Below are 14282 nucleotides of genomic sequence, written 5' to 3' on the forward strand. Positions count from 1 at the left end.
GCCCCGGCCCTTTCGGCCGCGGCGGCGATCGCGGCGGGGCCGTGCGGGGCATCCCAGAGATAGCCCTCAATGAAGAGGATATCGAACGCCTCGGGCATCGCAGCGCGCACCTCGGCGGGCAGGATCTCGACCGCCGCGCCGAGATAGGTGCTCATCGTGCGCTCGCCATCCGGCGTCACCAGCACGACGCAGCGACCGGTGCCCGGATCGGTCTCGCGGGCGACGGCGACTGGCGCCGCGACGCCGAGCGCGACCAACTCCTCGCAAAAGGTGCGGCCGAGATCGTCATCGGCGACCTTGCCGAGATAGGTCCCGCCAACGCCCGTCTCGGCGAGATGCGCAATGGAATTGGCGACCGAGCCTCCCGACTGGCGGACGCCCGGCCCGACCTCGTCGAAGAGTGCGTGCGCCGCCGCGGCATCCACGAGGTGCATGCCTCCGGGCACAAGCCCGTGGCGCGTTACCACGTCAGGCTGTACAGCGGCAACAACATCGACCAGCGCATTCCCGAGGCCGACGATATGCGGGGTTCGTTCGGTCATATCTCTCTCCTCAATACCGGTAATGCTCGGGCTTGAACGGGCCTTCGGGGCCGACGCCGATATAGTCGGCCTGATCGGGCTTCAGCCCGGTCAGTTTCACGCCGATGCGGTCGAGATGCAGACGCGCGACCTTTTCATCGAGGTGCTTGGGCAGGACATAGACCTCGTTGCCGTAGGTCTCGCCCTTGGTCCAGAGCTCGATCTGCGCCAGCACCTGATTGGTGAACGACGCCGACATCACGAAACTCGGATGCCCGGTGGCATTGCCGAGGTTCAGCAGACGGCCCTCGCTGAGCAGGATGATACGATTGCCCGAGGGCATCTCGATCATATCCACCTGATCCTTGATGTTTGTCCATTTGTGATTCTTCAGGCTGGCCACCTGAATTTCATTGTCGAAATGGCCGATATTGCCGACGATCGCCATGTCCTTCATCGCGCGCATGTGCTCGATCCGGATCACATCCTTGTTGCCGGTGGTGGTGATGAAGATGTCGGCGCTCTCGACCACATCCTCCAGCGTCACCACCTCGAACCCGTCCATCGCCGCCTGCAATGCGCAGATCGGATCGACCTCGGTCACCTTGACGCGCGCACCGGCGCCGCGCAGGCTCGCCGCCGACCCCTTGCCGACATCGCCATAGCCGCAGACCAGGGCGACCTTGCCGGCCATCATCGTGTCGGTGGCGCGGCGGATACCGTCGACGAGGCTTTCCTTGCAGCCGTACTTGTTGTCGAATTTCGACTTGGTCACTGAATCGTTGACGTTAATCGCCGGGAACGGCAGGTGCCCCTTTTCCATCATCTTGTAGAGCCGGTGCACGCCGGTGGTGGTCTCTTCCGAGACACCCTTGATCATGTGGCGCTGTTTCACGAACCAGCCGGGGCTCTCCGCCATGCGCTTGCGGATCTGCGCGAAAAGCGCCTCCTCCTCCTCGGAGGTCGGCGTCTCGATCAGGTCGGTCTCGCCCTCCTCGACGCGGGCGCCCATCAGGATATAGAGCGTGGCGTCACCGCCATCGTCGAGGATCATGTTGGCGCCGCCCTCGGGAAACCGGAAGATCCGGTCGCAATAATCCCAGTATTCCTCGAGGCTTTCGCCCTTGATGGCAAACACCGGCGTGCCGCCCTCGGCGATCGCCGCCGCGGCGTGATCCTGGGTCGAGAAGATGTTGCAGCTGGCCCAACGGACATCCGCACCCAATTCCACCAAGGTCTCGATCAACACGGCGGTCTGGATCGTCATGTGCAGGCTGCCGGCGATGCGCGCGCCCTTGAGCGGTTTGGCCTCGCCATATTCCTTGCGCAGCGCCATCAGCCCCGGCATCTCGGTTTCGGCGATATCAAGTTCCTTGCGGCCATAGCCCGCGAGCGCGATATCGCGGATCGCGCTGTCCGTGGGACTGACTCTCTCTGGCTTGTTCATGTCGCGTCTCCCTTCTTCATTCTCGTGTTTCGGGTCACTCGGCTGCGGCGGACACGCCGAAGGTGCGGGCCAGTTCATCGGCGAGGTCCGTGCGCTCCCAGCTGAATCCGCCATCGTCGGTCGGCGCACGCCCGAAATGGCCATAGGCCGCGGTGCGCGCATAGACTGGCGTCAAGAGGCCGAGATGCTCGCGGATGCCACGCGGCGTGAGGCGAACCATGTCACGCAGGACCGTGGCGAGCCTTGTTTCGTCCACCCGACCGGTGCCCAGCGTGTCCACGTAAATGGCGACAGGCTCCGGCACGCCGATGGCATAGGCGAGCTGGATCTGACATTTGTCCGCAAGACCCGCAGCCACGACGTTCTTGGCCATGTAGCGCGAGATATAGGCCGCCGAGCGGTCCACCTTGGTGGGGTCCTTGCCCGAGAACGCCCCGCCGCCATGCGGCGCCGCACCGCCATAGGTATCGACAATGATCTTTCGGCCCGTCAGGCCCGCGTCGCCGTCAGGCCCGCCAATCACGAACTTGCCGGTCGGGTTGACAATGATCCTGTCGTCGGAGGGCAGGTTCCAACCCTCTTCCTTGAAGCAGTCGGTGATATACGGCTTGACCAGCTGGCGCACGTCGTCCTGGCTTAGTCCTTCGACATGCTGGGTCGACACAACGACCGTGTCGATGCCCACCGGCTTGCCGTTCTGGTATTGCAGGGTGACCTGGCTCTTGGCATCGGGGCCGAAATGCGGCTGCGTGCCGGATTTCCGGTCATCGGCCATATGGCGCAAGATCTTGTGGGCGAACTGGATCGGAGCCGGCATCAGCTCTTCGGTTTCGTTGCAGGCGTAACCAAACATGATGCCCTGATCGCCGGCACCTTCCTCACCCTTGTCGCCTTCATCGACACCCATGGCGATGTCGGCCGATTGCGCATGCAGGCGACACACGATCCCGGCGGTCTTCCAGGAAAAGCCCGGTTGATCATACCCGATGTCGCGGATCGCGTCCCGGACGATCTGCTCGACCTCCTTGAGCACGCTTTCGGGGCCGCGCACTTCGCCGGCGATGGTCAGATGATCGGTCGTTGCCAGCGTCTCGCAGGCCACGCGCGATTGCGGGTCGGCGGCCAGATAGGCATCCAGCACGGCGTCCGAAATCCGGTCGCAGACCTTGTCGGGGTGTCCTTCAGACACCGATTCACTGGTGAAAAGCCATGACTTGTCGCTCATCTCGTTCCTTTCTCCTCGGTTGAGGGGTTTGGTCAGTATTGGCAGGCAAACCTTGCTGCAGGGGTCAGGCGATCTTGCGATCCGCCGATGACTTGTCGGGCCGGTACGCGAGGCTTGGCTGAAGCCAGGCTTCCACCTCGGCAATCTCCATCCCCTTGCGCGCCGCATAGTCGGCCACCTGATCGGGGCCGATCCGCCCGATGCCGAAATACGATGAACCGGGATGCGCGAAGTACAGGCCGGAGACCGCCGACGCCGGCCACATCGCGCAGGATTCCGTCAGCGTGACGCCGGTATGCTCGGGTGCCTCAAGCAGGTCGAACAGCGTGCGCTTCTCGGTGTGGTCCGGGTTGGCCGGATAGCCGGGCGCGGGACGGATACCGCGATATTTCTCCTGAATGAGCGCCTCGTTGTCGAGCGTCTCGTCCGAGGCATAGCCCCAGAGGCTGCGGCGCACGCGGGCATGCAGCGCCTCGGCAAACGCCTCGGCGATCCGGTCGCCGAGCGCCTGCACCATGATGGCGTCATAATCGTTGCCCTCTGATTTCAGCCGTTCGGCGATGTCATGCACTTCGGGTCCGGCGGTGACGGCAAAGCCGCCCACCCAGTCCTCGGTGCCCTCGGGCGCCACGAAATCGGTAAGGCACATCTGCGGCCGACCGTTGGACTTGCTGCGCTGCTGGCGCAATTGCGGCATCCGGGCGCGCGCGGTCTGGCGGCTTTCGTCGGCCCAGACGACGATATCGTCACCCTGCGCGTTGGCGGGCCAGAGGCCGACGACACCGCGCGGGGCGAACCATGCCTCGGCCTCGATCCGGTCCAGCATCTCCTGGGCGTTGTCATAGAGCTCGCGCGCGGCGGGGCCCTTGTCGGGATCATCGAAGATCCTGGGGTACTTGCCCTTCATCTCCCAGGTGTTGAAGAACGGGGTCCAGTCGATGAAATCGCGCAGGGTGGCGACATCCATGTCGTCGATCACCGTCAGGCCCGGCGTCTGCGGCGCGGGCGGCACGTAATTTTGCCACTCGCCGTCGAATTTCGACTGGCGGGCCTCGGCCAGCGCGGCGGTGGGGCGATCGCCCGTGCCGCTCATGCCGTCGCGCATCGTTTCCTGCTCTTGCGCTATTCCGGCCAGGTACTCTGGCCGCGCGGTCCTGGACAAAAGCCGCGAGACGACACCGACCGCCTTGGAGGCATCATCGACATGGATCACACCATTCTCGTATTCCGGCGCGATCTTCAGCGCGGTATGCTTCTTCGAGGTGGTGGCCCCGCCGATCAGCAGCGGCAAGTCGAAGCCCTGGCGCGTCATCTCGGCGGCCACGTCGACCATCCGGTCGAGTGACGGCGTGATAAGCCCGGACAGGCCGATGATATCGGCCTTCTCTTTCTTCGCCGTGTCGAGAATGTCCTCGGCGGGCACCATCACGCCGAGATCCACGACGTCGTAATTGTTGCACTGCAACACGACGCCGACGATGTTCTTGCCGATGTCGTGCACGTCGCCCTTGACGGTGGCCATGATGACCTTGCCCTTGGCCGAAGTGTCTCCCGAGAGGCGTTTTTCTTCCTCCATGTAGGGAAGCAGGTGGGCCACGGCGGCCTTCATGACGCGTGCCGACTTTACCACCTGCGGCAGAAACATCTTGCCCTCTCCAAAGAGATCGCCCACCACGTTCATCCCGTCCATCAGCGGGCCCTCGATCACGTCGAGCGGCCTTTCGGCGCGCTGACGGCACTCTTCGGTATCCTCGACGACGTAATCGGTGATGCCATGTACCAGCGCGTGCTCCAGCCGCTTTTCGACCGCCTGCTCGCGCCATTTCGGATCCTCCTTCTTGGACGCCTCGCCGGACCCCTTGTACGTGTCGGCGATGTCCAGAAGCCGCTCGGTCGCGTCGTCGCGGCGGTTCAGGAGCACATCCTCGACACGCTCGCGCAGTTCGTCGGGTATGTCGTCATAGACGGTGATCTGTCCGGCATTGACGATCGCCATGTCGAGCCCGAGCGGAATGGCGTGATAAAGGAAGGCCGAGTGCATCGCCTCGCGCACGGCATTGTTGCCGCGAAAGCTGAACGAGACATTCGACAGCCCGCCAGACACATGCACATCGGGCATCGCGTCCTTGATCATCCGCGTTGCCTCGAAGAAGGCGTTGGCATAGTCGTTATGCTCTTCAATCCCCGTCGCCACGGCAAAGATGTTGGGGTCGAATATGATGTCCCAGGGCTCGAATCCGGCCTTCTCGGTCAGAAGGTCATAGCAGCGCTTGCAGATGTCGAACTTGTGCTGCGCGGTCTCGGCCTGGCCGTTCTCGTCAAAGGCCATCACGACCACTGCCGCGCCGTAGCGGCGGACGGTGCGGGCCTGTTCCAGAAACGCCGCCTCGCCCTCCTTGAGCGAGATCGAGTTGACCACCGCGCGGCCCTGCACGCATTTCAGCCCCGCCTCGATGACTTCGAATTTGGAACTGTCGATCATCACCGGTACGCGGGAAATGTCCGGCTCGGACGCAATCAGGTTGAGAAAGGTCTGCATCGCCTCCTCGGAATCGAGCAGACCCTCGTCCATGTTTACATCGATGATCTGGGCACCGTTCTCGACCTGCTGGCGCGCCACATCGAGCGCGGTGGCATAGTCGCCCTCCATGATGAGTTTTTTGAAGCGCGCCGAGCCCGTGACATTGGTGCGCTCGCCGATATTTATGAAGTTGGCAACATCCGTTGTCATGCCGCGCCCTCCTTGATGTCAGCGCCTTGCGTTTCAAACATCTCCAGCCCGCTCAGCCGCATGTGCCGGACCGTATCGGGAACCTTGCGGGGTGCCTTGCCCTCCACCGCGCGGGCGATCGCACGGATATGATCCGGCGTGGTGCCGCAGCAGCCGCCAACGATGTTGACAAGCCCCGCATCGGCCCATTCCCCAAGATGCTGTGCGGTCTCTTCCGGCGTCTCGTCATAGCCGCCCATCTCGTTAGGCAGGCCGGCATTGGGATAGGCGCTGACCCGCGTGTCGGCCACCTGTGACAGCGTCCGCACATGCTGGCGCATCTCGCCTGCGCCCAGTGCGCAATTCAATCCGATGGAAAACGGCCGCGCATGGCTCATCGACACCCAGAACGCCTCGGGCGTCTGGCCGGTCAGTGTGCGCCCCGACCGATCGGTGATCGTGCCCGAGATCATCAGCGGCGGGATGGTCAGCCCCTCGTCGGCCAGGCTGTCAATGGCAAACAGCGCGGCCTTCGCATTGAGCGTGTCGAAGATCGTCTCGATCAACAAGAGGTCGGCACCCGCCTCGATCAAGGCCCGTGCCGCCTCGCCATAGGCCTGCGCCAGATCGTCGAAGGTGACCGACCGGAACCCCGGATCGTTGACATCGGGCGAGATGCTTGCGGTCTGGTTGGTGGGGCCGATCCCGCCAGCCACCCAGCGGGGGCGGTCCGGCGTGGCCACGGCGTCGGCCGCTTTCCGGGCGAGACGCACCGACTCTGTGTTCATCTCCACCACGAGATCGGTCATCCCGTAATCCGCCTGGCTGATCGCGTTCGCGCCAAAGGTGTTGGTGCACAGAATATCCGCGCCCGCTTCGAGAAATTCCTCGTGAATGTTGCGGATCATGTCCGGACGGGTCAGCGACAAAAGCTCGTTATTGCCGCCGACATCGCTCGGATGGTCGGCGAACCGCTCCCCGCGATAGGCGGCCTCGTCAGGCTTTTCCTGCTGGATCATCGTGCCCATCGCCCCGTCAAGCACGAGGATCCGGCGCGCGGCGGCGGTTGCAATGTCGGGTGTGTCGGTCATTCGTATCAGCGTCCTTCAGGCGGCGTTTTCTGCCGGTATGTCTGGTGTCAGGCCCAATGTCCGGCAGACGGCAAGACTGACTTTCGGTTGGTTGAGCGTGTAGAAATGAAACTCCGTGAGACCGGCCTCGATCAGACGTCGGCATTGCTCGGTGGCGACGCCGGTGGCGACCATCGCGCGCGTTTCGGGCGCGTCGTCCAGACCGTCGAACATCTGGCTCATCCAATCCGGGATCGAGGCGCCGCACCCGTCCGAGAACCGCTTGAGACTTGCGAAATTGGCGACAGGCATGATGCCCGGAACAATCGGCGCGTCAATGCCCGCCGCCCGGGCCCGATCGACGAAACGCAGAATCGTATCCGTGTCGAAGGTATACTGGGTAATCGCCCGCGCCGCGCCTGCGTCCAGCTTTCGCTTGAGGTGGTCCAGGTCGGCGCCCGCGCTCGCGGCCTCCGGGTGCACTTCAGGATAGGCCGCGACGGAGATGTCGAACGCTCCGGCACGGCGGAGCGCCGCGACAAGATCCGCCGCATCGTGATAGCCGTCTTCCGGCACCTTTTCACCCTTGGGCAAGTCTCCGCGCAGAGCGACGATCCGGCGAATACCAGTCTCCCAGAGAGTTTCGACCTGGCGGTCGATCTCGGCGCGGCTCGCGCCAACGCAGGTGAGGTGATGCGCCACGGGCCGCCCCGTGCGGTTGCGTACCAAGTCGACCATACGCGCCGTTCGCTCGCGTGTCGTGCCCCCAGCCCCGTATGTGACCGAGAAATACTCCGGGTTGGCCGCGCTCAACTGGACCACGTTGTCGCACAGTCGGGTCACGCCTGCCTCGGTCTTGGGCGGGAACAGTTCGAAGGAAATCGACAGATTATTGGACGGACCTGTCATGTGCCGGTTCTCCATCTGGATGATTGGGGAAATCGGTGAAGCGGCGGAGGCGCCCGGCGCCTCCGCCCTTCGGATCAATGCCGGACAGGCTTGCGGAAGTGCTGGATGCCCCAGGCAAGGTGGCCGTCATCCGCCGCGTTGACCCAGTTTTGCAGCCCGACCACCATCTTGTCGAGATACTCCACAGAGCATCCTTTCTGGCGCAGTTGATCGTAATGGGCGAGCAATTCCTCGCGCACCCGGTCGTAATGCGCCCGCAGATCGGCCAATGCGTCTTCCTGTTGGACCGTTTCAAACCCGAGGGTTTCGGCGGTTTCGCGGTAAAACCGCGGCGAGCCAAGACTATTGAGCTGAAGGCGATCGTAGACCGGCTGCAGCACGCCGTCGGGCACATCGTCGGCCTGCATCGGATCGGTGAAGATCAGATGACCGCCGGGCTTGAGCACGCGCCAAGCCTCGGCGAGCACCTTGTCACGCTGATCGGAATGGAGCAATGCATCCTGGCTCCAGACCACGTCGCAGCTCTCGTCGGCTTCCGGAACATCCTCGAACACGCCGTGCCGGATGCCGATCTTGTCCACCAACCGCGCGGCCCGGACCTTGCCGAGATTGTACTCGTTCTGCGTCTCCGAAATGTTCAGACAGAGCGCCTCGCAGCCGGTTTTCCGCACCAGCATGCGCATCGCTCCGCCGTAGCCCGCACCGAGGTCGAGCACGCGCGATCCCGCGTCCAGTTTCGGCAGGGCATCAATCATCGCGTCGATCGACAAATCGCTGGCGGTCCGGATATCCGGCGTGTCGTCATAGCGCCCGATATGCAGATCCTCACCGCCCCAAATCGTGGAATAGAAGGTATCTGCGTCATCGCTGTCGTAGTACGTTTCGGTGATGTCGCGGATGTCGCCCGCTTCGGTGCCGCCATTACCGCCCCAGCGGGTGACGTGCCGCGCCGATTTCTCGGCCACGTGAATGAAGAAGTCGGGCTCGTGCTCGGCGTAGGTGTCTTGAAAGTCGCCATAGGTGCGCACCCGCTCGAAACCGGCCTCGCGAAACAGTCGGCGCATGTAATCCTTGCGGATCGGGCACAGGTTCAACGTGAACTCGGACTTGTCCGGAAAGCTGTAGCGCATCCGCACGAGCCCTTCGTCGATGTGATCCGGCTCGGCGCTTACCTTGTCGCCACAGTAATAGAACTTGTGCTTGCTCGAAAAGCCGTGATCCAGCATCGCATCGTAGTTGCGCTGATCCAGAATGAGCACACCGTCATGCTTGAGCGCGGCATAGAACTCGGCCAGCGCGCGGCGGCGGTCCTGCTCGTCATGCAGATGCGTGAACGAGTTTCCGAGGCAGATAATCGCGTCATACTTGCCGTGAATGTCCCGGTTTAGCCAGCGCCAGTCCGCCTGCGCGGCCTTCAGGATCAGGCCGTGCCTCTGGCCGTTCTCGAAGGCCTTGGCGACCATGGCCGCGTTGCCATCAGCCGCGGTCACATCGAATCCGGCCTTGGTCAGCCGCACCGAGTGGAACCCGGTGCCACACGCCACGTCGAGCACCCGCTCCTTGCCGCGCGCCTTCAGGATGTCGATAAAAAACTGGCCTTCGCTTTCGGCCCGCCCTTCCCAATCGATCAGCTCGTCCCATTTGTCGACAAAGCTTGTGACGTATTCCTTGCGGTAATGTCCCGTCTCGCGATCCTTCAATGGATCCCTGCTATAGGCCTGCTCGGTCATTGTCAGTTCGGCATTGCCGGCGACGTCGCTCGTCATGTCTCTCTCCACATCACATTCCGCACCCCGCCGCCGGACGTATCCCGCCGCCGGACGCACCGGGAGACCCCGCCTGACGCGCGATCGCCCTGATCCCATTTTGCTGTTCGCGGGCGCTGAGCGTCCTGTGGACACGCCGCCCTGTCTCGCCTCGTTCCCTCTGCGACACGTCCGGTCGCGGCCCGGTGGAATTTCGGGGAACAAAGCAATATGTCCACGGGCGTTCGCAGGTGCAGCATGCCCAAAGCACCTGCGACATTTCAAGTCTTGTGAGCGACATATTCAGAGAAATTTTTGCTTCGAACGCCGAGGCATTACGCCCCAGCGTGGCGGACCGACCGCGTCGGAGCACGCTCTGAGCGGGGTTTCGCGACCCTGCGCCGCCGCGCGCGGGCGATCGTGGGAACGGCCTTGTCCCTCACCTGCTTACAAAAGCAGCAGCGAGAGGCGTCGTCGGTGCAGCAAACTCAGCCCGGGCACGGAACGTGGATTAATACGATTTTTTTCAAGCAGTTACCCTTTGTCCGCCGCCTCGCGGTCGAAAAACGGCTGTGGGACCGACCATCGCGAATCACCCTGCGGCACCTGAAGCGCTGTGCGCGAAACAGTGCTCGGCCGCCAAAGGTCACAGGCTTGGATCTGGCGAAAGTCGCAGAATTGCGGAACCATCATCGTCGATCTCGAACGGCGCACCGTTATCGACATTTTAGAGGATCGCGGGGAGTGCCCCACGTGGTGGTGTACGGAAGAGTCGGCCCGGAATGACGCCGAGCCCGGATACTCCCCCGCTGTCGCGTAGCCCTTAATTTTGAGATGAGAAATCCAAAGAAATCAACGGCCGTGCTTTGCCCTTAAATATGAGACAGGGTTCACAGACTTGTGCGACGAATATCGATGGAGAATGATTGCGAAGACTTCGTTCTCGTTGGTGCTGAAGAGGCGCGGAGGGCGGCCGTGCTGCGCCCGCTAGTTCAGGCATTTCTCAAAGGTGCTGGCCGTCTGGAAAGTGGCATCAATGATGCTGTTTGGGGGCTTAGTGTCAGCAGGGCGACGGTCTGGCGTTGGAGAAAGCGGCTGGCCGAAGAGGGTGGGCGCACCAGCGCTCTGGCTCCGGGGAAACGGGGCCGCTCGGCCGGTACGACCTTGATATCCAGCAAGGTCGAAGCGGTGATCGAAGAGCATCTTCGCCGTTATTTCTTGCGCCGGGTGCGTTCGAGCCTCTCGCGCGTAGTGACCAAGATCCGCAGCGCCTGCTGGCAACAGGGCTTGCAGTCGCCGGCACGGCGGACGGTTCAGCATCGTCTGGATGCAATGGATGCGCGTGAAGTTGCGAAGGCCCGAGAGGGCGCAAAGGCGGCCCGCCAAAAATTTGCGCCCGTCACAGGCGAGAACAGGGCGAACCAACCAATGGAGGTCGTGCAAACCGACCATACGCCTACGGACATCATTCTTGTCGACAGTTTTGATCGCCAGCCAATTGGCCGGCCGTGGGTCACCTTGGCGATCGACATCGCAACGCGGATGGTAACCGGATACTACGCCTCTCTCGAGGCACTTTCGCGTCTGTCAGTGGTGCTTTACCTGACGCAGGCGGTGGCCCCCGAGGCAGAGCTTCTGGCGGAACTGGAGTGCAGTGTTCCTTGGCCCGCACAGGGTAAACCGCACAGCATCCACGTCGACAACGGCCGCGATTTCCGGTCACATGCCTTTCGGTCGGCATGTGCGGAATGGGGAATAAGTCTGGTCTATCGACCGCCAGGAAGTCGTCACTTCGGAGGTCACATCGAACGGTTGATCGGGACGATGATGGGAGCCATGCACCTGTTGCCGGGGACAATGCAATCGTCGATCGCGGCCAAGGGCGACTATGACGCCGAGGGCATGGCCACGATGACCTTAACCGAATTCGATCGCTGGTTTGCCCTGGAAATCTGCCGACACAACAACAGAATTCATTCAAGTCTAGGCTGCACGCCCGTTGCCAAAAATGGGAGGCGCTCTCAGAGGAAATGACGGGCGACATCCCCTTCGAGATGGAAGCCTTTCGGGTGAGCTTCCTGCCGAGCGAACCGCGCAAGATCAGGCGAAACGGCATCCATCTGTTCGAGATACGGTACTGGTCCGATGCCCTTGCAGGCCATATTGGGCGCGGGGATGGGAAGGTGGTCGTTCGCTACGATACTCGCGACCTCTCGGACATCTGGATCGGCTTTCCGCGGGCCGAACAAGTGCTGGACCGTTTGCAGGGTATGATCAAGCACCAAGGCAAACCCGTATGCCAAGCCTTCTTGTGCATGGCGCGTCCGGGATCGGAAAGACGATGATCGCCCGTAACCTGTCGCGCAAGTACGCACCAGAATACGATCCGCCGTCAGGCATCACACGCACACAGTTGCTGCTGTTACAAGCACCGCCAGCCCCCGACGAGCGGCGCTTCTATTTGCACATCCTTGCGGCCGTCGGGGCACTGGCCACGGCACTGAGCGCGCGCGCTCAAAGTGTAGCCTCCCTCGAAGTTCGAGTCATCGCGCTCTTGCGCGACCTTGGCCTGCGGATGGTCATGATCGACAAGGTCCACAACCTCTTGGCCGGCCCCCATCGCGAACAGCGCCGCTTTCTCAACGTTCTTCGATATCTCAGCAATGAATTCGAGGTGTCGCTGGTCTGCCTTGGGGTTAGCGAGGCCGTCGATGCCATTCGCGGTGATATCCAGCTTGCCCGACGGCTAGACGAACATCATCTGCCAAACTGGCGCGACGATGCCGAGTTCTCCGACAGGATTCAGACCTTTATTGCCGCCATGCCTCTCGAAAAGAAATCCAACCTGAAGGTCACATCTCTCAAACAGGTCTTGGCACTGACCGGTGGGGTGACATCGCGCATCCTCGCTCTGGTCAAGGATCTAGCCATCGATGCCATTATCACAGGCGAGGGATGCATCAATGATGACGCAATCGCCAGATGGACGCCGGTTTGGTCGCGTCACGCGACCGTTGGGCGGCAGCTCGAAAAGTCCGGGGTTTGATGCCACGCCTGCTGCAGAAGACTGTCGTGCCTCTGCCAGACGAGCTGTTGTCAGGTTGGTTGCCTCGATTGGCTGCGGCCAACTTCTGTGATCTCACAAAACTGCTGGCCCATATCGAAATAGATGTTCGACACAGTAACGCCTTGAACTTCAACGTAGACGCGGCTGCGGCGGAGAGAGTCTCCGACGCCGCACAATCCGACCTCGATATCGTGCGGTCATTGGCCTTTCCGACAAGGACGCCTCCAGAAACCCTTGCTGACGGCCCAGGTCCCCTTCCAGTCTTGTCCGGAGTGCTCCGACGGGGTCTTTCGCTCAGGCATTGGAGGCGTGCCTGGGCATTCGACTGCCAGGTTTGCGGGACGAGACTTGTGCAGACCCTTGGCAAGCCAGGTGACGAACAGATATCCGAAAAACTGGTAAATCGTGCGCGCTGCGGGGCAGGGATGCTTGAATGTGCTGCGCGATTAGGCAGCCCCAATCAACTCCGGCGCGCAATGCGCGCGGTCACCTTTGCCATGTCAAAAAAGGCCTTCTGCGGGGATCCGTCATACGCTCTTCAGAACCCAAAACCGGAGGTGAGGCTATTCTGCCTCGCCGCAATCGCTGCCGCTCGATCTCGTCCCTTGGCCAAAGCAGCTATCTTCAGCTCCGGCATCGACGCCTATGAAAGGGTGGCTTTATTGCGCGCCTTCGAGAAGGAGCCGCGTTTGCTTGCTGCGGTTGACCACATCGCGCAAAGGCGCGCGAGAAGCATAGACCCGCTGGCAGCCTAATCTCGCAATCAAGGGCATGAAATGTCGCCAAGCGCGTCGTGTCTCATATTTAAGGGCAACGCGACAGGGGGGCTTGCAGCCAGGTTATAGGCCGCGCGCGCGGCGGGGTGACAACCAAGATTTTGCCGCTCATCGATGCGCTTGGAAACCTTGCCGACATTTGCCTGTTGCCCGGCCAGGCCCACGATTTGCGCGGGGTACCTGACCTCATCAAGGGCCTGAATGCAGGCCACATGATGGCCGACCGCGCTTTCAATGCAGATTGGCTGCGCAAGACTTTGTTAGAGCACGACATCGCCCCCGTCATCCCACCACGCAAAAACCGCGAGAGCCCGCCGCCTACGACGAAGAAATGTACAAATGGCGGAATCTGGTCGAGAACTTCTTTCAGAAGATCAAGGATAACAGAGGCATAACAACGGGCTACTGCAAAACAGACAGCAGCTTTGCGGCATTCGTATCCATCGCGGCAACCGCCTTGCGGATCAAGTGAACGTCAAAAGACCCTAAACAGTCTCCGTTAAAGCCGGGGCGGTTCAATCTGTTTTCCGAGGTCACATTCCCATAGACATCGTAATCAGCCGTCAGAACGCGTTTGCCGCCGTTTCCGAAACTCCCATTCCGTAAGCATCCGGCGTAGGTCACAGCGAGGTCAACGCGCGTGCTCACGGTCCATTTCGATGATCTCTTGCAGGTTTTCAATCCCGAACGGAGTGAAGGCGATGACGCTGTCGTCGCGAGGGCCGTAGACCCAGATCACGCCAACTTTCGGTTTCCATGTTGATGGCGAGATCGAAGATCCGGTCGACGGTTTCGTCCAGTTCGGCTGCAAC

At 61.8% G+C, this 14282-nt stretch carries 10 protein-coding genes and 2 pseudogenes; 5 read left to right on the plus strand and 7 right to left on the minus strand.

The genetic code is table 11. The features are described from left to right. From Q0X85_RS19655 to Q0X85_RS19680, 6 genes and pseudogenes are all read right to left on the minus strand, one after another. A partial coding sequence (locus Q0X85_RS19655; RefSeq protein WP_297774824.1) for a PfkB family carbohydrate kinase occupies nt 1-542 on the minus strand: 542 nt, incomplete at its 3' end. 10 nt (nt 543-552) lie between these two features. Continuing rightward, nucleotides 553-1968, minus strand: coding sequence for an adenosylhomocysteinase (gene ahcY, locus Q0X85_RS19660; protein WP_297774825.1), 1416 nt, complete (start codon nt 1966-1968; stop codon nt 553-555). Nucleotides 1969-2002: 34 nt separating this feature from the next. Next, nucleotides 2003-3193 (minus strand): methionine adenosyltransferase, encoded by a 1191-nt coding sequence (metK, locus tag Q0X85_RS19665; protein ID WP_297774827.1) that lies wholly within the window; start codon nt 3191-3193, stop codon nt 2003-2005. A 64-nt stretch (nt 3194-3257) separates the two neighbouring features. Next, a pseudogene (gene metH, locus Q0X85_RS19670) lies at nt 3258-6994 on the minus strand (methionine synthase). A 15-nt stretch (nt 6995-7009) separates the two neighbouring features. Then, nucleotides 7010-7882, minus strand: a complete 873-nt coding sequence (metF, locus tag Q0X85_RS19675) for a methylenetetrahydrofolate reductase [NAD(P)H] (RefSeq protein WP_297774829.1) — start codon at nt 7880-7882, stop codon at nt 7010-7012. Nucleotides 7883-7956: 74 nt separating this feature from the next. Next, entirely contained in the window at nt 7957-9648 is a 1692-nt protein-coding gene (locus Q0X85_RS19680) for a methyltransferase domain-containing protein (protein WP_297774830.1), read from the minus strand. 894 nt (nt 9649-10542) lie between these two features. Between Q0X85_RS19680 and Q0X85_RS19685 the strand changes: the two genes are divergently transcribed. From Q0X85_RS19685 to Q0X85_RS19825, 5 genes are all read left to right on the plus strand, one after another. Further along, nucleotides 10543-11661: a DDE-type integrase/transposase/recombinase gene (locus Q0X85_RS19685; protein WP_297774832.1), complete on the plus strand. Its 1119-nt coding sequence runs from the start codon at nt 10543-10545 to the stop codon at nt 11659-11661. Next, nucleotides 11658-11972, plus strand: a complete 315-nt coding sequence (locus Q0X85_RS19690; protein WP_297774834.1) for a Mu transposase C-terminal domain-containing protein — start codon at nt 11658-11660, stop codon at nt 11970-11972. Before Q0X85_RS19685 ends, Q0X85_RS19690 begins: the two co-directional genes overlap by 4 nt. Next, nucleotides 11924-12673, plus strand: coding sequence for a TniB family NTP-binding protein (locus Q0X85_RS19695; RefSeq protein ID WP_297774835.1), 750 nt, complete (start codon nt 11924-11926; stop codon nt 12671-12673). Before Q0X85_RS19690 ends, Q0X85_RS19695 begins: the two co-directional genes overlap by 49 nt. A gap of 371 nt (nt 12674-13044) precedes the next feature. Then, nucleotides 13045-13449: a hypothetical protein gene (locus tag Q0X85_RS19700; RefSeq protein WP_297774837.1), complete on the plus strand. Its 405-nt coding sequence runs from the start codon at nt 13045-13047 to the stop codon at nt 13447-13449. 262 nt (nt 13450-13711) lie between these two features. Next, nucleotides 13712-13942, plus strand: a complete 231-nt coding sequence (locus Q0X85_RS19825) for a transposase (RefSeq protein WP_366130450.1) — start codon at nt 13712-13714, stop codon at nt 13940-13942. 159 nt (nt 13943-14101) lie between these two features. Here Q0X85_RS19825 and Q0X85_RS19710 read toward each other — a convergent pair. After that, nucleotides 14102-14282, minus strand: a pseudogene (locus Q0X85_RS19710) (hypothetical protein); the annotation flags it as partial.

Source organism: uncultured Roseovarius sp., assembly GCF_947259555.1.
In the GTDB taxonomy this organism is placed as follows: Bacteria; Pseudomonadota; Alphaproteobacteria; order Rhodobacterales; family Rhodobacteraceae; genus Roseovarius.

What these genes read in the sequence shown, in the direction of transcription:
- ahcY (WP_297774825.1), bottom strand. Translation starts at nt 1,968, where the DNA reads ATGAACAAGCCAGAGAGAGTCAGTCCCACGGACAGCGCGATCCGCGAT.
- metK (WP_297774827.1), bottom strand. Translation starts at nt 3,193, where the DNA reads ATGAGCGACAAGTCATGGCTTTTCACCAGTGAATCGGTGTCTGAAGGA.
- metF (WP_297774829.1), bottom strand. Translation starts at nt 7,882, where the DNA reads ATGACAGGTCCGTCCAATAATCTGTCGATTTCCTTCGAACTGTTCCCG.
- Q0X85_RS19680 (WP_297774830.1), bottom strand. Translation starts at nt 9,648, where the DNA reads ATGACGAGCGACGTCGCCGGCAATGCCGAACTGACAATGACCGAGCAG.
- Q0X85_RS19685 (WP_297774832.1), top strand. Translation starts at nt 10,543, where the DNA reads ATGGAGAATGATTGCGAAGACTTCGTTCTCGTTGGTGCTGAAGAGGCG.
- Q0X85_RS19690 (WP_297774834.1), top strand. Translation starts at nt 11,658, where the DNA reads ATGACGGGCGACATCCCCTTCGAGATGGAAGCCTTTCGGGTGAGCTTC.
- Q0X85_RS19695 (WP_297774835.1), top strand. Translation starts at nt 11,924, where the DNA reads ATGCCAAGCCTTCTTGTGCATGGCGCGTCCGGGATCGGAAAGACGATG.